The following is a 22447-nucleotide window of genomic DNA, read 5'->3' on the forward strand; positions in this document are numbered from 1 at the left end:
ACAAAAATTACGTTGAACCAAAAATTAAAAATGAAGAAAATACTCACCACTTTAACTTTAATCGGAGCGCTAACAATGACGACAGCACAAAAATTTGAAACTAAAAAAATTACCGATAAAGCCGGATATACATACGAAACAGTACTGAATGATAAAAACGGTGTTCGGATATATACTTTAAAAAACGGTTTGAAGGTTTACCTCGCTCAGAATTTTGATGCACCAAAAATCCAAACCTATATTCCGGTGAGAACCGGGAGCAACAATGATCCGGCAGATAATACCGGATTGGCGCATTATCTGGAACACATGATGTTCAAAGGAACTTCTAAACTGGCCTCTGCAGACTGGGCAAAGGAGAAGCCGCTTTTAGATGAAATTTCTCGCCTTTACGAACAGCATAAAGCAGAACAGAATCCTGAAAAAAAGAAAGAAATCTATAAAAAAATTGATGAAGTTTCTCAGGAAGCAAGCAAATATGCAATCGCCAACGAGTATGATAAAGCCATCTCGTCTTTGGGCGCATCAGGCACCAATGCGCACACGTGGCTCGATGAAACGGTGTACAAAAACAATATTCCCAACAACGAACTTGAAAAATGGCTGAAAGTTGAAAAAGAAAGATTTTCAGAACTCGTTTTAAGGCTTTTCCATACAGAACTGGAGGCAGTTTACGAAGAATTCAACCGGGCGCAGGATAACGATTCGCGGTTGGTGAATTATGAACTGATGGATGCGCTTTTCCCTAAACATCCGAACGGTCAGCAAACCACCATCGGAAAATCTGAACATCTTAAAAATCCTTCTATGATTGCGATTCACAAATACTTTGATACGTATTATGTGCCGAACAACTATGCAATGGTGCTGGTTGGTGATCTTGATTTCGACAAAACCATAAAACTGGTTGATCAATATTTCGGAAGTTTCGAATATAAGGAACTGCCGATGAAGAAGATGATTACTGAGGAACCAATGACAAAAATCGTTGAAAGAACAGTGAAAAGCCCTTCTGCATCACGCTTGCAGCTGGCCTGGAGAACAGATTCTTACGGAACCCATGATGCGAGACTTGCTGAAATAGTAGCAAATCTTTTGTCGAATTCAGGAGAAACCGGACTCATCGATTTGAATATTAACCAAAGCCAGAAGGCATTGCGGGCATTTGCCTACGATTCGCCGTTTAAAACTTACGGCAATTTTTCGATGGTCATTGTTCCCAAAAACAACCAGACTTTGGATGAAGCAAAACAGCTGCTACTCAGCCAGATCGAACTCGTGAAAAAAGGCGAATTCGAAGAATGGCAAATTCCGGCAATCATCAATGATATGAAAATTAGAAGGATGAAAAGTTTTGAAACTGCTGACGGACTGGCAACTGCGCTTTACGGCAGCTATATCAACAACCAGGACTGGGAGAAGGAACTGAGTGAAATTTCCGAGTACGAAAAGATCACCAAAGCTGATGTGGTGAAATTCGCCAACGAATTCTTCAAGGATAATTATGTGGTCATCAAAAAAGAAAAAGGCATAAACGATAAATTAGTTCGGGTAGAAAATCCGGGAATTACTCCGATCAAACTGAATAAAGAAGCCCAGTCGCCGTTTTTGAAAAGCATTTTAAACGAAAAGTCCTCAGAAATTAAACCGGAATTCATCGACTTTTCGAAAGCCATTAAAACAGATAAAATCGCAGGTAAGAAGGCAAGTTTTGTTGAAAACAAATACAACGATATTGCACAGACCTACTTCATTTTCCCGTTCGGAAGCGACCATGACAAAGAATTGGGTCTGGCGACGCAGGTTTTACAATATCTTGGAACGAACAAACTTTCTGCGGAAGCTTTGAAAGAGGAATTCTTCAAACTCGGGATTTCGCACGATTTCCGTACAGCGCCGGATCAACTGATGATTTCGCTGAGCGGTTTGGAAGAGAACATGCCGAAAGGAATTGAACTTCTGAAAAACTGGCTGCAAAATGCAAAGCCGGATCAGAAAGTTTACGAAGAAAATGTAAAAACGATTTTAGAAAGCCGCGAAGTTGCTAAAAAAGACAAAGGAAGAATTATGGCAGCGCTTTCCAATTACGCTAAATTCGGAAAGGATTCGCGTTTTTCTGATGTGGTTTCGGAGCAGCGTCTGAAAAGCATCAAATCAGAGGAAATGACCAATAAGATTAAAGATTTATTGGCAATGCCTTATGAAATTTTCTTCTACGGAAACGATTTCAATAAATTTAAAAAGTATGCGAAATCCTTCGTAGAAAAGGAAACGGTAAAAATTCCGGCTAAGAAAATCTATCCTGAACCCGATACTGAAGGAAAAGTATTCTTCACGAATTATGATATGGTGCAGACCGAAATGAGCAAAGTGGCGAAAGGAAAGCCTGTAAACCTTAAAAACTTTGGCAAAATTAATGTGTTCAACGAATATTTCGGTCGCGGACTGTCGTCAATCGTATTCCAGGAAATCCGTGAAAGTAAGAGTTTAGCTTATTCTGCGTATGTTTCTTACGCAAACAACAGCGAACTGAACCGTCCGGATTACATAACGACCTATATCGGAACCCAGGCGAACAAACTTCCGCAGGCAGTAAGCGCAATGGATGAACTGATGGCGAACCTTCCGCAGGTTCCGGCACAGTTTGAAAATGCTAAAAACGCAGCATTGAAGCAAATTGCATCAGGCAGAATCAACAGAACCAACATTTTCTTTAATCAGTTGAATCTTAAAAAACTTGGAATCGATTACGATTTAAGAAAAGATATATATGCTGAAATAGAAAAACTCACGTTGGCTGATGTTACCAATTTTTATAATGCTGAGGTAAAACCTTTGAAATATAATACGGCAATTATCGGCAAAAAAGAAAATCTGGATATGGCAGCAATGTCGAAAATGGGTACTTTTCATGAAGTAAGTCTTGATGAAATCTTCGGATATTAATATAGAATTTTTCCTGAAATATAAAGGCGAGACTTAGGTTTCGCCTTTTTTTATCGTGGTGGCGGTTTTTAATGACTGAAAAAAAAGGTGAAATCACGCTGGTAAAATCAATTTTTATGTTGCATATTTGCAATGTAAAACATAACATTATCTTTTTTCATAAAACTTATTTCATTAACCATGAAAACCAAAAACTCCGGATGAAGATCCGGAGTTTTGTTTGTATTTATTTCAAGGCTCATCTTTCAAATATGCATGAAAAAATCCCGTGAACGGTTCACGGGATTTTAAAATTCAATCGAAAATTAACGATTTACATGTCTTATTTAACGATTTTCATCTCATTAAGTAACCATTTGGCATCAGCGTATTTATCAACGATAAAGAGGATGTATTTGGTGTCTACCATAATATTTCTGCTGAAACGCGGGTCGAAGTTAATGTCACTCATCGTTCCTTCCCACTGTCTGTCGAAGTTTAAACCGATTAGGTTTCCGTTCGCATCCAGCGCGGGACTTCCGGAGTTACCGCCAGTCGTGTGATTTGTTGCTGTGAAGTTTACAGGCACATCACCGGTGCTGTTTTTATAGATTCCGTAATCTTTTTTGTTATAAAGATCGATGAGTTTTTTAGGGACATCAAATTCGTAATCTCCCGGAACATATTTTTCCATAACTCCTGATAAATGGGTCTGGTAACCGTAATACAGCGCATCTTTCGGGTTAGAACCTTTCACTTCACCATAAGTTACCCGAAGGGTAGAGTTTGCGTCTGGATAAAACGTGCGGTTTTTGTCGGTTTCCATTTGCTGTGCCATGTATTTTTTCTGAAGCACATCAATCTGTTTCTGATACTCTGCGTATTTGCCATCAGTTTTGGTAAGGTACGATTCCCTCATAGAGGTGAACAGTTTCATCAATGGATCATTCTTCAGGTTTTGTACCAATGAATTCTGATCTTCGAAAACTTTGTCAATTCCGGAATACATTGTTGCGCCGTTCAGAGTTCCACGTCCTGTAATCACAGAATTTTTTGAAAGTTCTTCGATGGTCTGAAGATTTCGGTTGACGTCTTTATACTGCTCGAAACCGGAAGGCAGAAACTGTGGCTGAACACGGTTTGCATACAGTGCAAGTACTTTTGCAGTTACTTTTGCATCCAGTTCAGGATCATAATTTTTGTAGATTTCTGTCAGTCTGTTTTTAAAGTTTTCCAAAGTTTTTGCATCCATTTTTCCACTTTCTGCAGCATTGGCAAAATTGTAAAAATTATTAGCCAGGGAAAGGGTTTCTGCGTTTCGGATAACTTCACTATAATAAGCTCTGCTTAGGGCATAAGGCGATTGCTCGGTATAAAGACGGTTGAATTCATCCAGGGTAGTTTTCACTTCCGGATTTTTAGCAATCAGGGACTGCTCGTAGTGCTGTTTTTTACCTACTGCGTCAGATTTGGTAAGCCCTTCAACTTCGCCTTTCCATTTTTTCCAGTAATTGGCAACACTGGCATATTTCGAGGCATACTTAATTTTGGTCGCCTGGTCTGCACGCATTTTCTCGTCCAAAGTTTTCAAAGCAACATCACGTACATCAATCATCGCAGGATCGATTTCGGTACGGATTTTTTCTACCGCAATCGACGGTAAATATTCAGTAGTTCTGCCCGGGAAGCCAAACACAAAAGTAAAGTCGCCTTCTTTTTTATCTTTTATAGAAACCGGAAGGAAATGTTTTGGCTTGTACGGAACATTGTCTTTGCTGTATTCTGCAGGTTTGTTGTTTTTGTCGGCATAAATTCTGAACATCATAAAGTCTCCTGTATGTCTCGGAAACACCCAGTTATCGGTATCTGAACCGAATTTACCGATAGAGCTCGGCGGTGCACCAACCATACGGATGTCTTTAAAGGTTTCAATAATGTAAGCGTAATATTTGTTGCCATAATACATTGGGCGGATGATTACTTTTTGGTGAGGCTCTGTTTTAAAGGATTTCGAAACCACATCAATATTGTTTTTAATCACCTGCTCGGCCTGTTTGGCGTCAAGATTTTTAGTGTTCCCCAGAATTTGTCCGGTGACATCTTTAATGTCGAGAACAAAATCAACCGTTACTCCGGGATTCGGAAGTTCTTCGCCCATGTTTTTTGCCCAGAAACCGTTCGCAAGAAGATCGTTTTCAACCGTAGAGTGTGACTGGATGTTATCATAACCGCAATGGTGGTTGGTTAAAAGAAGTCCTTTTGGTGAAATAATTTCAGCGGTACATCCACCATCGAACTGCACTACTGCATCTTTAATGGAAGGTTTTGCCGGGTCGAAAATCTGCTTGGCAGAAATTTTCATACCCATCGCTTTCATTTCTTTTTCATTGAGTTCTGTAGGAATCCACATTCCGCCATATTGCTGCCCAAAGGCCATTACTGCAGGAAATATCACTGCCGCAAGCAATATATTTTTCTTGTTTATCATAAATCTATTATTATATCTGAGAATTGAAATCAGTATTCAAAATTTCGCCTAAAAATAAGGAATTTTTGTGAACCTGGAAAAATGAAGTCCAGAGGTTGAAGTTCCCAAAAAGTAGTGAATGTTTATGCCTACTTTTTAATGAAATCCATATTCTGAATACGCACGGCATTTAGGATAGCTAAAAGTGCTACGCCCACATCGGCAAAAACCGCTTCCCACATTGTTGCGAGTCCGCCGGCACCTAGAATCAGGACAACCGCTTTTACCCCAAACGCCAGAATAACGTTCTGCCATACAATTTTTCGGGTTTCCCTACTGATCTTTATTGCCATCGGAATTTTTGAAGGCCTGTCGTCCTGAATTACCACATCGGCAGTTTCAATCGTGGCATCACTGCCCAAGCCGCCCATGGCAATGCCTACATCGCTTAGTGCCACAACCGGCGCATCATTTACACCGTCGCCAATAAAAGCGACCGTCTCGTTTTGGGCTTTAATTTCTTTTACTTTATTCACCTTGTCTTCGGGCAGTAAATCTCCAAATGCATTGGTTATACCGATTTTATCAGCGATTTCCTTTACCACCACCTGTTTGTCGCCACTCAGCATGGTCACTTTAATACCCATTTTTTGGAGCGTGGTAACTGCAGAAGATGAATCTTCTTTAATTTGATCTGATATGGTGACATAACCTGCAAATTGTCCGTCCACTGCGACAGCAATCAAGGTGTCTGAAACTTCTATATGGTTCAAAGAATGTGGAATATCAAATTTTTCCATCAGTTTGAAGTTTCCTGCGAGCACTTCTTTGCCATCGATCGTACCTTTCAATCCGTGACCTGCGATTTCTTCAAAATCTTTCATCACATTATCATGGCTGATTTCGCCTGCATATTCATGAACCGCAGCGGCAATCGGGTGAGTCGATTTACTTTCGAGGATATTGAGCAAAACTAGAATTTCTTCTTCGTTGAATCCTTTTTCAATATGAACCTGCTGAACTTTAAAAACGCCTTCAGTCATGGTTCCGGTTTTATCCATCACCACATTTTTTACGCTGGCAAGAATATCAAGAAAGTTGCTGCCTTTAACGAGAATACCGTTGCGGCTTGCGGCACCAATTCCACCAAAATAACCCAGCGGAATAGAGATTACCAAAGCACAAGGGCATGAAATTACCAAAAAGACAAGTGCGCGGTAGAGCCAGTTTCGGAACTCATATTCTTCGACAAAAAAGTAGGGCAGGAAAGTAATTACAATAGCAAGGACCACCACGATAGGGGTATAAATTTTCGCAAACTTACGGATGAAAAGTTCGCTTTTTGCTTTCTGTGAACTTGCGTTTTGTACCAATTCGAGAATCCGCGAAAGTTTGGAATCTTCATAAGCGGTATTGATTTTTACCAAAGACAAAGTGTTGAGGTTGATCATTCCCGCCAACACGCTGTCTCCTGTTTTTTTGGTGTCGGGTTTGCTTTCGCCTGTTAATGCAGAGGTGTTGAACGAAGCTGTTTCAGAGAGCAGTTCACCATCCAGTGCCAGTTTTTCACCCGGTTTCAGTTGTATGATTTCTCCTATGGATGCATCTTTTGCTTTAATGGTTGTAGGAATATTGTTTTTCAGTATGGTTACTTCGTCCGGACGCTGATCAAGTAAAGTCTTAATGTTAAGTTTGGCTTTTTGAACGGCCAGCGTCTGAAAAACCTCACCTACAGAATAAAAAAGCATCACGGCCACGCCTTCGGGATATTCTCCAATGGCAAAAGCACCCCCTGTGGCAATAGTCATAAGCAGGAATTCAGAGAAAAAATCACCGTTTTTAATGCTCGAGAAAGCTTCTTTAATCACGGGAAATCCTACAGGAATATAAGCCAGAAGATAAAGTGCCAGCCGAATCCAATCTGTAAACCAATCGGGTTTCAGCCAATAATCGAGTAGAAGTCCGGCGGCAAGGAGGATGAAAGAAATTCCTGCAGGCAGAAAAAGCTGAAAAACCGTTTGGTCTGAATGATCATGTGAATGATCGTGACCTTCATGATCATGTTGAAGATTATTTTGTGGAATTGGAGAGACTGGTTTTGTGTGTTCGCCTGTAGTACAGCATTCTTTCGACATAATCTGGGATATTTCAGCTCAAATATACAAATTCAGCACCATAAATTGTGTGGCATTACTTTTGAAGTTTAGAAGAAAATTTCAGCATGAACTTTCTTTACGAACAGATTTTATGGCTTTTTCTTCTCGCCGTTCCGGTAGCATGTATTGCGTGGACGGTAACGCATGAAGAGATTTTCAGAGAGCCCAGAGAGTATTGTGTCAGGAAATCTAGGGAATGCAAAAAGCTCTATCAGCGAAAATTTTTCTATCTCTTTACATGCGAATATTGTTTCAGTCACTATGTAACCGCATTTTTTATAATTATCACAAGCTACAAACTTCTTTTTGACGACTGGCGGGGCTATCTGATTTCATTTTTTGCAGTCGTGTTTATCGCCAATGTATATATGAGTCTTTTCGCCTATTTGAGGCAAAGTCTTAAAGTCGAAAAAATAGAAGCCAAACTTAAAGACAACGAGTGGCACGAGGTAAAGGAAGAAATTACTGATAAAAAAGATCACTAACATTAAAAATTAAATAATTATGGACAAGAATGAAAGACTACAGCGCTACGAATATGATGAATATACCGTTGTAACCAATTTCGAAACGTATCAGGATATTCTGGATTATGCTGCGAAACACAACGGCGAACTTATTGAAGTAGGTTTTACCGATGGTTCAGATAATCCGATGCCGAATTCGGAAGCCAACCTTATCGCTGAAAAGAAAACCTTTAAAGTAGGTTTGGATCCGGAATATAAAGTACTGTATTCCTACGAGGAAGGTTTCCAGGAAATGGCGGAGGAAATTCTGGAAGAAATGAAAAAACTCGAAAATGATGTAGCTCCGGAAGACTGGCTTTCAGATCAGAATATCGCAACCGGAGACCGGATTATCGTGCTGAAAGACGGCGAAGTGAACACGGTTACTACCAGAGAAAGAATTAAATTCCTGATGCGTGGCAATGTTTACGAACTTGCCGTGAAAGTACCGAAAGTGAACGAAGCGTAAACTTCACTTTTATACCGTGGCCTTACAATGTTCTGGGATTTCTATATTGAGTGATGGTAATAAGGTTCAGTTGAAATTTTCATCTGTTTTTAGTGAAGATACTTAGTGTTTAAATCAGTTTTAACAGATTTTTCCAAGCTTTTTACCGTAAATTTGGATATATTTGATGGATTAAAGTAAAGTTGTTTTATACTTACCATTCAAAAACTGAAATCCCTGAAACCATGGAAAAAGTTGTTCCTCATTCGTTGTTTACAGATCACGACATTTATCTTTTTCGAGAAGGCAAGCATTACAGACTTTACGATAAATTCGGCTCCCACAGTGTAGAAGTTAACGGAAAACGCGGCGTTTATTTTGCAGTCTGGGCACCGTTTGCGAAAGAAGTTTCTGTAATAGGAAACTTTAATAATTGGCATTCAGAAACACACAAACTGTTACCAAGATGGGATGAATCCGGTATTTGGGAAGGCTTTATTCCCAGCCTCAACTGGGGAAATCTCTATAAGTACGCCATCCGATCAAACAAAGGAGTTCTTCTGGAAAAAGGTGACCCGTTTGCACTGAGCTGGGAGCAGAATGTTCAGGCCAGTTCCATCATTTCAACAACATGGTACGAATGGAATGACAAAAAATGGATGGCAAACCGCTGGAAAAAGAATAATCTTGAAGCACCACTTTCGGTTTACGAATTGCATTTAGGCTCCTGGATGCGTGGCGTTGATGATCCCAACAGGTTTTTCAGTTACCGTGAAATTGCAGAACGGTTGGTGCCTTATTTAAAGGAAATGAATTTCACTCATGTGGAATTTATGCCGGTGATGGAATATCCTTACGATCCAAGTTGGGGCTATCAGGTGACCGGTTTTTTCGCGGCTACTTCACGTTTTGGTTCACCACAGGATCTCATGTTTTTAATTGACGAACTCCACAAAAACTCAATTGGCGTTATCCTCGACTGGGTTCCGTCACATTTCCCGGGCGATGCTAATGGTCTGCATTTTTTCGACGGTACTTACCTTTACGAACACGAAGATCCACGAAAAGGGTTCCATCCCGAATGGAAATCGCATATCTTCAATTACGGCAGACCGGGAGTAAAATCTTTTCTTATTTCCAATGCGATGTTCTGGCTGGATCGTTATCATGCCGACGGATTGCGTGTAGATGCGGTTACCTCTATGCTTCATCTCGATTATTCCAGAAACGAAGGCGAATGGGAACCGAATATTGAAGGCGGAAACATCAATCTTGAAGCTAAACAGTTCTTGCAGGAATTCAACACTGCAGTTTACAAAGAGTTTCCCGATATCATGACCATTGCGGAAGAAAGTTCAGATTTTCCGATGCTTACAAAACCCGTGCATGATGGCGGAATCGGTTTCGGAATGAAATGGATGATGGGCTGGATGCATGATACTTTAAAATACTTCAAGGAAGACCCTATCAACAGAAAATACCAGCATAACAAGCTTACTTTCGCATCGATGTACATGTATAATGAAAATTATATGATGCCGCTTTCCCACGACGAGGTCGTACACGGTAAATCGAGTTTGATTTACAAAATGCCTGGAGACGAATGGCAGAAATTTGCGAATCTGCGGGCGTTGTACACTTATATGTACACCCATCCGGGAGCCAAACTTCTCTTTATGGGTAATGAATTTGCCCAAACCGCGGAATGGAATTATACCCAAAGTCTCGACTGGCATTTGCTGCAATATCCTGTTCACCAAGGCATGCAGAATTATGTTAAAGATCTGAATGCCATTTATACCACCGAAACTTCACTGTACCAAAACCAGTTTAAACCCGAAGGTTTCGAATGGGTTGAAGCCAATGATGGTGATAATTCAATCTTTATTTATCTGAGAAAAGGGAAGGAAGAGGATGATGTTACCATGACGGTTTTGAATCTTACTCCAAGAGTTTTCGATTATAAAATAGGCGTGAATGAAGGGACGAACTGGGAAGTAATTCTGAATTCTGATGATGAGAAATATGGTGGTAGCGGCGTAAAAGCTGAAGTTGTAGATGAAGAAGACGACGAGTGGATGTATCGCCCCAATGCCATCGTGCTGACATTGCCACCGCTTGCCGGAGTAATTTTAAAGCAGAAAAAATCTGTTCAGAATATAAAAAAAGCAAAATCTGCCTCTAAAAGTAGGAAAAGAACTATTTAAATTCTAAATCTGCACTTACAACTTTCGTCTGAAAATCTTATATGAAAATCTTTAATCTTTCCATGGAATGTTACCCGGTTGCAAAAGTTGGCGGCCTGGGAGACGTGGTGGGTGCATTGCCTAAATATCTCAACAGAATTGAGGGAATTGAAGCCAGCGTAGTGATGCCATGGTATAACAAAATTTTTGTTCACGAACACGAGTTTGAAATTGTTTTCGATGGCTGGATTCATCAGAGCCACCACACTTTTCAGGTACAGGTGATGAAGGAAAAATCGAAAGTTTTGGGTTTTGATCTTTATCTGGTTAAAATCCCCGGACTTCTGGACCGTGATAATCCTTACGGTTACTGGGACGAAAGCCAGCAGTTTCTCGCTTTCCAGCATGGAGTTCTTCACTGGCTTACCGCAATGAAAATTCGTCCAGATATTTTACATTGCCACGATTACCATACGGGTTTAGTTCCATTCATGATCGAAAACTGCCCGGAATTCCGTTTTCTGAAAGGCGTAAAAACGATCGGCACGATTCACAACGGCGAATACCAAGGACAGATGAACTGGGAAATGTCGGGTTATTTTCCGTGGTTTTATGGCGAACAGTGGGGACAGCTCGACTGGAATGGGTTCATCAATCCTTTGGCGGCGATGATTAAGTGCTGCCACGCCTTCAATGCGGTCTCCGAAGGTTACCTGCACGAACTTTTCGAAAGTTTCCGAGGTCTGGAAGGCCTCGTGCGTCAGGAACATGCAAAAGCTTATGGAATCATCAACGGAATTGATGTGGAGGTGTGGAATCCCGCCACTGATTCGTTTTTAGATTTTAATTTTTCAGAAGAAAATGTGGTGATCGGTAAACAGAAGAATAAAATTGCCCTCTGTAAAGAATATAATCTGGATCCGGATCTGCCTCTGTTTGGTTTTATCGGAAGATTTGCCGGCGAAAAAGGTGCAGATTTGCTGCCGGATATCGTCTGGAGAAGCATACAGGAGACCTATGGCGCACTGAATATCATTATTCTAGGTTCCGGTGACAAAAATATCGAATATCAGCTAAAAGAACTTACCCAATCCTACTCAAATTTTGCGCTTGATTTGGGGTATAAAGAATATCTCTCTCATAAAATTTATGCTTCATCTGATTTCTTGCTGATGCCTTCGCGTGTAGAGCCCTGTGGGTTGAACCAAATTTATGCAATGCGTTACGGAACTGTGCCGATCGTGCGTTATACCGGTGGTCTACGCGATACCGTAGAAGATGTTTCCAGTGGCGGCAGCGGAATTAATTTCGGTGCGGCTACGGCCAAAGATGCGGTACATGCTATTCATCGTGCGCTTCATATTTATCACAATAAAGAACTGATGCAGCGCCTGTTACACTCAAACATGAATTATGATTTTTCCTGGGAAAAATCCGCGGAAAGATATCTGGAAATGTACAAAAGATAAAACAGATCGCTCTTCGTTGCCTTAAGTGTTCTACGATATTTCAAGAAATCCTTTGTTCTTGGTACTGTTCTTGCAAAGTTCACCCGAAACCGATAAATTATGCCTGCAGACCTTATGAAGCACTTCAGATTTTTAAATTTATTTTTTGCAATAATTATTCTTGCAGTTCTTGTACAGTGTAAAAAAGACAATCACATTTCAGGGAATGCGAAGAATCCTTCTTCCGAAACCATTAAAAATGACACCGTAAAGAAGGTTGAAGAAATTAAACCTCAAATTACCTATAGCGCTTTCATTTTTCCCACAAAAAAGAAAGATTCCGCCATGGCGGCTTTCAATAAAGAGTTTTCAGAGGAGGAACGCTATACGATTCTGGCCTTAAACCGGCTGGACTCCAAAAATAAATGGCGTGCCGATACGCTTGCAGTTCCTGATATATTCGACCATACTTTAATGGCTTATTCGCCATTTCCGAAAAATATCGAAACCCTGAAAGAGGTGAAAAAAATGGTGTTTTTTTCTTATCCCATTCAGGCGTATGCATTGTATGAAAGCGGTAAGCTGATTAAGTGGGGACCTACCAGTATGGGAAAGAAATCTGCCCAAACCAAACGGGGGCTTATGTTTGCAAACTGGAAAAAAGAACTGGCGATTTCTACGGTTGACAGTGACTGGAAACTCCCGTTTAATGTTAATGTGCACAACACGCTTGGGATTGGGTGGCACCAGTATGACCTGCCCGGCTTCCCGGCATCGCATTCCTGTCTGAGGCTGCTGATGGATGACGCAAAATACCTCTACAATTGGGTGGATACGTGGATTTTGAACAAAGGCGGTGCAACGCTGAAAGCAAACGGCACGCCGGTGATTGTATTTGGTGATTACCAATGGGGCGGCAAAAAACCGTGGAAAAATTTGATCAACAATCCTGTGTCTAATGATATTTCTCTGGACGAAATGAATGAAATCATAAAGCCGCATCTCAACAAAATTCTCAGAGAACAGAAAAACAGGGAAGAAGTGGAAGCCGGTTCGCTGGTGGAAGAGTAGCCTGCTAGTTTTCGAATTCCGTGATTGATTCTTCGGCGAATTTTCTCAGTTTCTGCATTTCGGTTTTGGCTTTATAATGGCCGAATTTGGTTGCGACATAGGTTGCCAGCAGAAGAAAAAGCATCAGAAATGAGGCACTAAGAGCCCAAGGAAAATCGTTGCTTTTAATCTGTTTTTCCACAAACCAAATCGTGATAAAAACCATCCACAAAATCGCAAAAATAAAATAAAGAAACATAAAGAAAGTCCACACTGCAGAACTTGGCCCGAAAACACCGCGGATCACTGTTTTATTTTCTTCGGTTTCTGTACGCAGCGCCAGGCAGGGTTTCCAATAATCGTCTTGGCCGGTTTTTACGGTAATCACGGCAGTTTCCGCATTGATACTTCCGGAAAATTCATCGGATCTGGAAGCCAGAAAATGTTTAAGAAATGTGGTGTAATTTTCTCTGCTGATTTCAGTAAAAATTTTAAATCTCGGTCTTGCCCGGATATGGTCGATGGCGGTTTCTTCAATTTTCATCTTGATACGGAATTGGATCTTTTAATATGATTTGAAAATTCAGGATCTGGCTGTTTCTTTCCACTTCGAAATTTACTTTGGTGCCGTCTTCATTCCTCAGCAGATTATTAATGCTTTGCAAGGTGTAATTTCCGGCTTTTTTTCGGTTGATGCTGATGATTTTATCGTTCTTTCTGAGACCTGCGACGAAGCAGGGTGAATCGGGCCCGCAACCTGCGACGGAATATTTCGGTTTGAGTACGAAACTGTACTGGAACCCTTCCTTGGCGTCATACACTTTTATTCCCTCACTCTCCTGATTGTTTTTTTTGGTTTCAACCCTCACCAGATTGCTTTCCCAGGTCATGCCGTCGTGCTGAATATCAAGGCCGCTTTTATTAAAGAGAAACGGATCTTTGAAGTTGGCGTTTTTTCTGAAATAAATCTTTTTCTCGGGATAATTGAAAAGTACAGTAAACCTCCGCAAAACATCGCTCCCGACAGAACCTTTCCGATCGGGAACCAGCTTTAAATTCTGAATCGAATATTCGTCGGGCATTGCGGTTAAAGGTTTTTCGAAAACGAAATCGCCAATATACAGACGGTGAATCCGGCTTCGTTTTCCAAAAATGTCGCCGTTAAAACCCTGTCCCAAGTAATCATCAATATTCGGGCGGTTGTACACAAAATCTTTAATCAGTTTCGGGAAAAGCCAGATCGCGTCGCTGTTTCCCAAATCTACAAGAAGTTTAGAATCAACTTTCTGACTTGTCATTTCTACGCCGGCGATGAGGTAGGGTTTGTTACCTTCAATGGTAATGGGAAATGGTGTGAATTTTTTATTTCTTTTTCTGAAGGTTTCATCATCGCTGTAAACTGTAATTTTTTTGCGGATGTAATCAATTTCAACCGGATGATTTTTAAAAAAATGATAACCGATGATCCCATTGACCGGAATCCCGACATGCGAAGAAAAATTAATGCTTTCATCCAGAATTATAAAAACGGTGTGCTTGAAATCTTTATAATCCTTGCCGATATTCACAATATTGTTGTCGGAACGTAAACCTTCGATGTCCTTACTTTCGCCAAGGCCCGAAAATTTTATTTTTTCAATGTCATTAAAGTTTACATCCTTGTTTTCTAAGCTGAAAAGAATGGTTTCGTTAACCCCGGAATCGAGCAGAAATGTAAGGTCAGCACCATTGATGTTGAGCGGAACAAAAATTAAATTGTTGATGAGCTGGAAGGGAATAACTGTTTTCTTGTGGTCTGAAATTTCAAATCCCTTCTGCGCTGTGATAAACGAGAATACAAAAAGTAATAAAACAGCTGTAAATTTCATAACATGAAGATACGGTTTTTCCGTTGTGATTTGTTTAATTTAAAGAATCTTAAGGCAAATAAATTTCAAAAAGAACTAAATTTGTTTATGCAAAACGAAGAAAAAACCGAAAAATTCCGACAGCTCGTCGAAAACAAGTTTCAGATTTATAACTCACTTTTCATGAGTTTGCCGTACGACAAAATGACCAATATAGGCATGTTGCTGCCTTTTCTTTATGAAGAAAGCAAAATTGGTTATGAAAAGGGGAAAAGTCCTGAAGAAATTGTAGAAGAGTTTTTTGCCAAACACACCGAACTCGAAACCGAAGAGCAGAAGACTGAACTTCTCTTCAAAATCATTCAGTATATCGAAAGACAGGTGGTGCTTTTCGACAGTATTGAAGATGCGGCTTTCTGCGAACTCCATCCTCCGAGCGAAACGGGAACACTTCATCAGCTTCACGAGCGGGCATTGCAGGAACATCTTGTAACGGCTACCCACGATAAAATGAGGGGTTTTTCGGTACGGGTTGTGTTTACGGCGCATCCAACCCAGTTTTATCCCAATTCCGTACAGCGGATTCTGCACGATCTGCGGTCAGCCATTATGAAAGATTCGGTGACGGAAATCGATATGCTTTTGCAGCAACTTGGTAAAACACCATTCCTGAACCGCGAAAAACCTACGCCGCTCGACGAAGCGATGAGTATTATTTTTTACCTTCGGTACGTGTATTATGATTCTCTTGGTGAATTGTACAGAAAGATTAAAAATTCCTTTGGAACTCAAGATTTCAAGCTGCCTCACGATATTTTCCAGTTAGGCTTCTGGCCCGGCGGCGACCGCGACGGAAATCCTTTCGTTACTGCGGAGATCACCCAGAAAGTTGCACAGGAACTGCATTTCTCAATCCTTAAGTCCTATTACGAACACCTGAAAAATTTAAGAAGAAGATTAAGCTTCAGAGGAGTTTCCGAGGTGTTGGAACAATTGAGCCATGAACTTTATGATGCGATTTTCAAGAACCAAAACATTACAACCCGGCATATTCTGAGTAGAATCAGTGAAGCTGAAAAAATTCTTACAGAACAGCATAACGGACTTTTCCATAATCTGCTGGAGGATTACAAAGACCGTGTACAGATATTCGGCACCCACTTCGCAACGCTGGATGTGCGCCAGGACAGCAGGATCCATCAGCAGGTGATCGACGAAATCATCGGTGAAAAATCCGGTCTTTATCTGAAAAATATCACCACAGAAGATAAACTGAAATGGCTGCTGGAAACGGAAACTGTTTTAAATCCCGATGATTTCAGCGGAATTACAAAAGACACGCTACAGAATATTAGCAATATCAGAAGTATTCAGGAAAAAAACGGAGAAAGAGGTTTAAACCGGTACATTATTTCAAATTCTGATGAGGTGAAAGATGTGCTGAATGTGTTTGGAATGTTCAGGCTTTGCGGGTACAGCGAGGAGGAAATCAATATCGATATTGTTCCGCTTTTTGAAACCATGGAAGGTCTGGATGCGGGCGAAAAGGTAATGAAGGAACTTTACGAACTTCCGGCGTACAGAAAACATCTGGAAAGACGAGGGAATGCACAGACGATTATGCTCGGTTTTTCCGACGGAACAAAAGACGGCGGTTATCTGAAGGCCAACTGGGAAATTTATGAAACCAAAGAACAGCTCACCAGAATTTCAGATGAGAATAATATTAAAGTCATTTTCTTCGACGGACGCGGTGGCCCGCCGGCACGTGGTGGAGGTAAAACCCACGATTTCTATGCTTCCCAAGGAAAAACAATTGCCAATCATAAAATTGAACTTACCATTCAGGGACAAACAATAACGAGTGTTTTCGGGAACAAAGACCAGGCAAAATACAACTTCGAACAGCTTTTAACTGCCGGAATTGAAAATGATGTCTTTAAAAATTCAAAAAAAGATTTAACGGTAAAAGAAAGGCAACTCATCGAAGAACTGGCGGATATCAGTTTTAAAAAATATTCGGATTTAAAGGCGCACCCCATGTTTGTGCCGTATCTGCAGGAAATGAGCACGCTGGAATATTACGGACGTACCAATATCGGAAGCCGGCCAAGCAAAAGGGGCGGTACCAACGAGCTGAAGTTTGAGGATTTGCGCGCCATTCCGTTTGTAGGTTCGTGGAGTCAGCTGAAACAGAATGTTCCCGGGTTTTTCGGATTCGGTTTTGCGCTGAATGAACTTAAAAATCAGGGAAGATTCGCAGAGGTGAAATCGCTTTACAAAGGATCAGATTTCTTTAAAACTTTAGTGCTGAATTCCATGATGAGCATGAATAAGTCTTATTTTCCGCTCACGTATTACATGAAAAATAACAGAAAGTTCGGCAGTTTCTGGAATATTCTTTTTGATGAATTCGAACTTTCGAAGTCCATGATGCTTGAGTTGACGGGATTTAGAATGCTGATGGAAGAGGAGCCACTTTCGAGAAAATCGGTGAAAATCCGCGAGAAAATTGTGTTGCCGCTGCTCAGTATCCAGCAATATGCGCTGATGAAAATCCAGAAGGATGAGGGCAACCGGGAAGCTTACGAAAAACTCGTAATGCGCTCGCTGTTTGGGAATATTAATGCAAGCAGAAATTCAGCTTAATAATGAAGCAGCAGCTTCAGGTAAAGGTGTTTTCTGGTGAATTTCAGTTGAGCAGTAATTAAAATCATGGTTTTTTGGGATGGCAGAAAGGGTGAAAAAAAGATTGACAGACCCATCGGATTCCGTAATTTTATGCTTCGTTATTAAAGAAAACACGATTGATAAACAGCGTAAAGTGGGAAATATATAATGATTTTCAATCATCATGTAAGTCATACGGGGAAGCTGAAAACCGGACAGAGTAAGCATGAAATTAAATTAAAAAAAACAATGCCTAAGTACGTCATCGAAAGAGAAATTCCCGGAGCCGGAAACCTGTCTCCCGAAGAACTGAAAGCAATTTCGCAGAAATCCTGTGGAGTGATAAATCAGATGGGGCCCCAGATCCAATGGGTTCAGAGTTATGTTACAAATGACAAAGTATATTGTATTTACAATGCACCCAACGAAGATATGATAAGGGAGCATGCGGCTCAGGGAGGTTTTCCCGCAAACTCGGTGAGTAAAATAACCAGTATCATCGATCCGGTAACCGCAGAATGAAACACTGTACCTGTAAGCTGCGCTTTTTTACATGATTTGTACGTCCATATTTTAACAGAAAGACCTTCGTTCGAAGGTCTTTTATACTATTGCTTAATGAGTTTTTCGATGTACTCGTTCTTTTCGGTTTTTATTTTGACAAAGTAAATACCTTTCCCGAATTTTTCAATATTGTTGGTTTTGGTATTCTGCAGTTGCTGAACTTTTCTTCCTAAAACATCATACATTTCCACCGACACTATTTTTTCCGAAGTCTCAATGCTAAAATCAGTAATCACAGGATTCGGATAGATTTTAATTTTAGATTTCAGATTGTTTTCTGCAGTGGCCAGCACTGCATCAGCAAGGGTTTCGTTAAAATTCAGGATGCCGTAACCCATCTGTGGAGTAGTGTTGGGATAAAGCGACGCCTTTTCACGAAGCAAATCCTTTAAAACAGGCAAAGATTTGGAAGGAACGGCCTGAATCAGACATGCAACACCACCTGCGGCAAGCGGAGTTGCAAAGGAAGTTCCGCTTCCCGAAGTCGCTCCGTTATTATATCCCATCGCAGTGCCGGTTCCCCGGGCGCTGGCATCAGGTTTTATCACGCCTGCAGCATTGGGCCCGTGTGATGAAAAAGACGAACTTGCACCTGTTGACGTTACTCCTCCTATGGTGAAAACTTTTTCATTGTCTGCGGGAGTAATGATATATTTCCAGGGTTTCTGGGCTTCATTTCCTGCCGCTGCCAAAACAAAAATTCCTTTTTCTGAAGCAATCTGGGCGGCTCTTGCAATGAAGGAAGTGGTACCGTTCATATCTGAATACAGAAGATTATACCGGCTGTCGTCAAAATCATAATATCCCAGTGAAGTCGAAATAACATCTACCCCTTTTCTGTCGGCTTCTTCGGCGGCTTCTGTCCAGTAAATCATTTCCTCGGGAATTTCATTATACGCATCTTCGGTGGCATAAAGGTAGAAATCTGCATCGGGCGCTGAACCTACATACTGGTTCTGAACGTATCCTGCAATTACACCAAGACAGTAAGAGCCATGATTGTTCAAAGAAGTGCTGTAGATATCGTTGTTTTTGCTGATGAAATTGTAGCCGCCTTTAATCTGTCCGTTGTTGCGGATTCTTGCGTAGGCGGTTCCTGTATTTACGGTCGGAAATCCGGTGTCAATTACCGCGATGGTAACGCCGGTCCCGGTGTATCCCGCAACATGCAGAGGGCGGAGATTAATCTGGTTAATCTGGGAAAGTCCTGCGCCATAATTGAAATCTGTTTTTCCGATGGTATTGTTGAATTCCTCAAACTTATTTACCTTTTTAATTTCGGTTTTGCCTCCCCCGGCAGGATGTTTAATGAAACGTTCCACCGACTGAACATAGGGCTGAGCCTGAAGAGTTGTGATTTGCGCCGGCGTTGCGTTGACCGCGACTCCGTTCATCCACTTCGAGTAATCGGTTACCGTAAAGCCGAAATTCCTGATGTTTTGAACATAAGACTGTTCGAGCGGTGCATCCTGATCATTAAGTGCGATGCCGTATCTTGCTCTTCTGTCCAGCGATTTCTGTGAAAGCTCGCTCAGCGGATTTGCGTAAAACGCCGCTTTGTTCGGTTTGTCTTTAAAGAAAACAAAAACCAGTTCGGTCTGCCCGCTGGCAAAAGTAAAAACGATAAGAACAAGAACCGAAAGTGTTTTTTTAATCATTATCTATCTTATTAAATTCAGACAAAATTAATAAAAATGATGAAAATTTCGTCTTTATTGTTGATTTAAATTTTAATTGACGTAATTTTTTAAGGTTTTCTTAATGAATGATGTTTTTTAACGAAATCTTTCCTGAAAACATATTGACTTTTCCTTCTGTCCAAAATTTAATTTTCTTAAATTTGAGCAAATATTCTGTTGGTAAAATTCTTTTCGCAACTGGCTTAAATCTGAATTTTTAACAGTTGCTACATCAGAACGTTGAGACAGGAAAAAAATATAGTATATATGAAAAAAATTCAAATGGTTGACCTTCAAAGTCAGTATTACAAGATAAAATCTGATGTAGATAATGCGGTGCTTAATGTGCTGGACTCTGCCGCATTCATCAATGGGCCCGAAGTAAAATCTTTTCAAACTGAGCTTGAAACGTATTTGGATGTAAAACACGTAATTCCCTGCGCAAATGGTACCGATGCTCTGCAGATAGCACTCATGGCACTGGATTTACAGGAAGGCGACGAAGTGATTACCGCCGATTTTACCTTTGCAGCTACTGTAGAAGTAATTCATTTATTGAAACTGAAATCTGTTTTGGTTGATGTAGATTACGAAACCTTCACGATGGATGTGGAAAAACTGAAAGCAGCCATCACGCCGAAAACCAAGGCCATAATTCCTGTGCATCTTTTCGGGCAGTGTGCGAACATGGAAGAAATTTTAAAGGTAGCGAAAAAGCATAATCTTGCTGTGATTGAAGACAATGCGCAGGCCATTGGTGCTGATTTTACTTTCTCAGACGGAACCACAAAAAAATCCGGAACGATGGGAATTCTTGGAACCACTTCATTTTTCCCTTCAAAAAATCTCGGTTGTTATGGCGATGGCGGTGCAATTTTCACCAATGATGCTGAACTGGCGCACAAAATTCGCGGGATTGTAAACCACGGCATGTACGAAAGATATTACCATGATGAGGTAGGAGTGAATTCGCGCTTAGACAGTATTCAGGCGACAGTTTTAAGAAAAAAACTTCCGCTTTTGGACACGTATAACGAAGCCAGAAGAAAAGCTGCAGATTATTATGATGAGGCATTTGCCGGGAACCCGAATATTTTAACCCCGAAAAGAGCAGAAAATTCAACCCATGTTTTTCACCAATATACATTAAGAATCCTGAACGGTAAACGAAACGAACTTCAGCAGTTTTTAGCCGAAAAAGAAATCCCGGCCATGATTTATTATCCGGTGGCTTTAAGAAAACAGAAGGCTTATTTCCAGGAAAGTGATGACAAAGATTTTGCAAATACTGACAGACTTTTAAATGAAGTAATCTCGCTTCCGATGCATACGGAACTTGATGAAGAACAGCTGAAATATATTACCGACGCAGTTCTGGAATTTATGAGTGCTGAATCTTAATACCCACTTTAATCAAATTCAATGACAATACTCGTTACCGGCGGACTCGGTTATATCGGTTCACACACTGTTGTAGAACTTTTAAAAAATAATTTTCAGGTCATCATTGTTGATGACCTATCGAACTCAGAAAAGTTTATTTTAGACAATATAGAAAAAGTTGCCGGCAAAAGACCGGTGTTTTTTCCCTTTGATCTGAAAAGAAAAGAACTGCTTACCCAAGTTTTTGATGCGTATGAAATCGATGGCTGCATTAACTTTGCTGCGTACAAAGCAGTGGGCGAAAGCCAGGAAAAACCGCTTGATTATTACGAAAACAATCTGTTCTCGTTGATTAATATTCTGCAGGAATTTAAGGCCAGAAATATTTCGAACTTTATCTTCAGTTCATCGTGTACAGTTTACGGACAGGCAGACCAGCAGCCGATTGATGAAAATACGCCGCTGAAAACTCCGGAATCCTCTTACGGCAAGACCAAACAGATGGGTGAAGAGATTCTGAAGGATTTCGCAACGGCTCACCAAAGAAAGATTTCATTGTTAAGATATTTTAATCCAATTGGTGCACATCCTACAGCTTTGCTGGGCGAATTGCCTATCGGAATTCCTAATAATTTGGTGCCTTATGTTACCCAAACAGCATCCGGAATCCGCGAAAAACTCAGCATTTGGGGTAATGATTATCCTACGGAAGACGGTACTGCCATCCGAGACTATATTTATGTGGTTGATTTGGCAAAAGCCCATGTGAAAGCATTACAGAAACTCATTTTTTCTGAAGAGGAAACAGTAATCGACATTTACAATTTAGGAACCGGTAAAGGATCATCGGTCCTTGAAGTGGTGCAGGCCTTTGAAAACGCAAATCAGGTTGAAGTTCCTTACCAGATCTGTGAAAGAAGGGCAGGAGACATTACCATTGCTTATGCCAACGCCGATAAAGCGGAAAAAGAACTTGGCTGGAAAGCTGAAACAAGTTTAGAGGAAGCTTTGCGCACCACCTGGGAATGGCAGAAGTATCTGGAATCCAGAAACAATTAATGGAATAATATTATTTAAGCTAAAAAAAAACAGTCCCGTTCAATATCGAACGGGACTGT

Annotated in this window: 15 protein-coding genes; 10 read left to right on the top strand and 5 right to left on the bottom strand. The window is 40.7% G+C overall.

Annotated features, from left to right (window positions below; translation table 11 throughout):
- Positions 1-30 precede the first annotated feature (30 nt).
- Positions 31-2946 carry a M16 family metallopeptidase gene (locus tag OK344_RS02560; RefSeq protein ID WP_265143298.1) on the top strand — a complete coding sequence of 972 codons (2916 nt, stop codon included), beginning with the start codon at positions 31-33 and terminating at the stop codon, positions 2944-2946.
- 322 nt (positions 2947-3268) lie between these two features.
- Here OK344_RS02560 and OK344_RS02565 read toward each other — a convergent pair whose 3' ends face one another.
- Both OK344_RS02565 and OK344_RS02570 read right to left on the bottom strand, forming a co-directional pair.
- Positions 3269-5410, bottom strand: a complete 2142-nt coding sequence (locus OK344_RS02565; RefSeq protein WP_407936697.1) for a S46 family peptidase — start codon at positions 5408-5410, stop codon at positions 3269-3271.
- A 131-nt stretch (positions 5411-5541) separates the two neighbouring features.
- Positions 5542-7527 carry a heavy metal translocating P-type ATPase gene (locus OK344_RS02570; RefSeq protein WP_265143300.1) on the bottom strand — a complete coding sequence of 662 codons (1986 nt, stop codon included), beginning with the start codon at positions 7525-7527 and terminating at the stop codon, positions 5542-5544.
- Between the two features lie 86 nt (positions 7528-7613).
- Here OK344_RS02570 and OK344_RS02575 point away from each other — a divergent pair, with 86 nt between their 5' ends.
- From OK344_RS02575 to OK344_RS02595, 5 genes are all read left to right on the top strand, one after another.
- Positions 7614-8033 (top strand): hypothetical protein, encoded by a 420-nt coding sequence (locus OK344_RS02575; protein WP_265143301.1) that lies wholly within the window; start codon positions 7614-7616, stop codon positions 8031-8033.
- Positions 8034-8052: 19 nt separating this feature from the next.
- Positions 8053-8523: a hypothetical protein gene (locus tag OK344_RS02580; RefSeq protein ID WP_265143302.1), complete on the top strand. Its 471-nt coding sequence runs from the start codon at positions 8053-8055 to the stop codon at positions 8521-8523.
- A gap of 224 nt (positions 8524-8747) precedes the next feature.
- A complete protein-coding gene (gene glgB, locus OK344_RS02585; RefSeq protein ID WP_265143303.1) occupies positions 8748-10709 on the top strand; it encodes a 1,4-alpha-glucan branching protein GlgB in 1962 nt (653 codons plus the stop codon).
- 41 nt (positions 10710-10750) lie between these two features.
- Positions 10751-12157, top strand: a complete 1407-nt coding sequence (locus OK344_RS02590; RefSeq protein ID WP_265143304.1) for a glycogen synthase — start codon at positions 10751-10753, stop codon at positions 12155-12157.
- 99 nt (positions 12158-12256) lie between these two features.
- Positions 12257-13207: a L,D-transpeptidase gene (locus tag OK344_RS02595; protein ID WP_265143305.1), complete on the top strand. Its 951-nt coding sequence runs from the start codon at positions 12257-12259 to the stop codon at positions 13205-13207.
- A gap of 4 nt (positions 13208-13211) precedes the next feature.
- On the opposite strand, the gene OK344_RS02600 is transcribed toward OK344_RS02595, so the two are convergent.
- Complete coding sequence (locus tag OK344_RS02600; protein WP_265143306.1) at positions 13212-13730, bottom strand: hypothetical protein; 519 nt, start codon at positions 13728-13730, stop codon at positions 13212-13214.
- Positions 13720-15054 (bottom strand): PDZ domain-containing protein, encoded by a 1335-nt coding sequence (locus OK344_RS02605; RefSeq protein WP_265143307.1) that lies wholly within the window; start codon positions 15052-15054, stop codon positions 13720-13722. Before OK344_RS02605 ends, OK344_RS02600 begins: the two co-directional genes overlap by 11 nt.
- An 87-nt stretch (positions 15055-15141) precedes the next feature.
- On the opposite strand from OK344_RS02605, the gene OK344_RS02610 reads away from it, so the two are divergent.
- Both OK344_RS02610 and OK344_RS02615 read left to right on the top strand, forming a co-directional pair.
- Entirely contained in the window at positions 15142-17682 is a 2541-nt protein-coding gene (locus OK344_RS02610) for a phosphoenolpyruvate carboxylase (protein WP_265143308.1), read from the top strand.
- Between the two features lie 270 nt (positions 17683-17952).
- Positions 17953-18225 (top strand): DUF4242 domain-containing protein, encoded by a 273-nt coding sequence (locus OK344_RS02615; RefSeq protein ID WP_265143309.1) that lies wholly within the window; start codon positions 17953-17955, stop codon positions 18223-18225.
- 86 nt (positions 18226-18311) lie between these two features.
- On the opposite strand, the gene OK344_RS02620 is transcribed toward OK344_RS02615, so the two are convergent.
- Positions 18312-19925 (bottom strand): S8 family peptidase, encoded by a 1614-nt coding sequence (locus tag OK344_RS02620; protein ID WP_265143310.1) that lies wholly within the window; start codon positions 19923-19925, stop codon positions 18312-18314.
- A gap of 288 nt (positions 19926-20213) precedes the next feature.
- Here OK344_RS02620 and OK344_RS02625 point away from each other — a divergent pair, with 288 nt between their 5' ends.
- Both OK344_RS02625 and galE read left to right on the top strand, forming a co-directional pair.
- The gene (locus OK344_RS02625) at positions 20214-21347 is read left to right on the top strand and encodes a DegT/DnrJ/EryC1/StrS family aminotransferase (RefSeq protein WP_265143312.1); all 1134 of its coding nucleotides are present in this window, start codon (positions 20214-20216) and stop codon (positions 21345-21347) included.
- A gap of 21 nt (positions 21348-21368) precedes the next feature.
- Positions 21369-22388: a UDP-glucose 4-epimerase GalE gene (galE, locus tag OK344_RS02630; protein ID WP_265143314.1), complete on the top strand. Its 1020-nt coding sequence runs from the start codon at positions 21369-21371 to the stop codon at positions 22386-22388.
- Positions 22389-22447 lie beyond the last annotated feature (59 nt).

This window comes from Kaistella yananensis (assembly GCF_026107505.2).
Lineage (GTDB): Bacteria > Bacteroidota > Bacteroidia > Flavobacteriales > Weeksellaceae > Kaistella > Kaistella yananensis.

Excerpts from the sequence above, each read along its gene's own strand:
- OK344_RS02560 (WP_265143298.1), top strand. The coding sequence starts at position 31 with ATGAAGAAAATACTCACCACTTTAACTTTAATCGGAGCGCTAACAATG.
- OK344_RS02570 (WP_265143300.1), bottom strand. The coding sequence starts at position 7,527 with ATGTCGAAAGAATGCTGTACTACAGGCGAACACACAAAACCAGTCTCT.
- OK344_RS02575 (WP_265143301.1), top strand. The coding sequence starts at position 7,614 with ATGAACTTTCTTTACGAACAGATTTTATGGCTTTTTCTTCTCGCCGTT.
- OK344_RS02580 (WP_265143302.1), top strand. The coding sequence starts at position 8,053 with ATGGACAAGAATGAAAGACTACAGCGCTACGAATATGATGAATATACC.
- glgB (WP_265143303.1), top strand. The coding sequence starts at position 8,748 with ATGGAAAAAGTTGTTCCTCATTCGTTGTTTACAGATCACGACATTTAT.
- OK344_RS02590 (WP_265143304.1), top strand. The coding sequence starts at position 10,751 with ATGAAAATCTTTAATCTTTCCATGGAATGTTACCCGGTTGCAAAAGTT.
- OK344_RS02595 (WP_265143305.1), top strand. The coding sequence starts at position 12,257 with ATGCCTGCAGACCTTATGAAGCACTTCAGATTTTTAAATTTATTTTTT.
- OK344_RS02600 (WP_265143306.1), bottom strand. The coding sequence starts at position 13,730 with ATGAAAATTGAAGAAACCGCCATCGACCATATCCGGGCAAGACCGAGA.
- OK344_RS02605 (WP_265143307.1), bottom strand. The coding sequence starts at position 15,054 with ATGAAATTTACAGCTGTTTTATTACTTTTTGTATTCTCGTTTATCACA.
- OK344_RS02610 (WP_265143308.1), top strand. The coding sequence starts at position 15,142 with ATGCAAAACGAAGAAAAAACCGAAAAATTCCGACAGCTCGTCGAAAAC.
- OK344_RS02615 (WP_265143309.1), top strand. The coding sequence starts at position 17,953 with ATGCCTAAGTACGTCATCGAAAGAGAAATTCCCGGAGCCGGAAACCTG.
- OK344_RS02620 (WP_265143310.1), bottom strand. The coding sequence starts at position 19,925 with ATGATTAAAAAAACACTTTCGGTTCTTGTTCTTATCGTTTTTACTTTT.
- OK344_RS02625 (WP_265143312.1), top strand. The coding sequence starts at position 20,214 with ATGAAAAAAATTCAAATGGTTGACCTTCAAAGTCAGTATTACAAGATA.
- galE (WP_265143314.1), top strand. The coding sequence starts at position 21,369 with ATGACAATACTCGTTACCGGCGGACTCGGTTATATCGGTTCACACACT.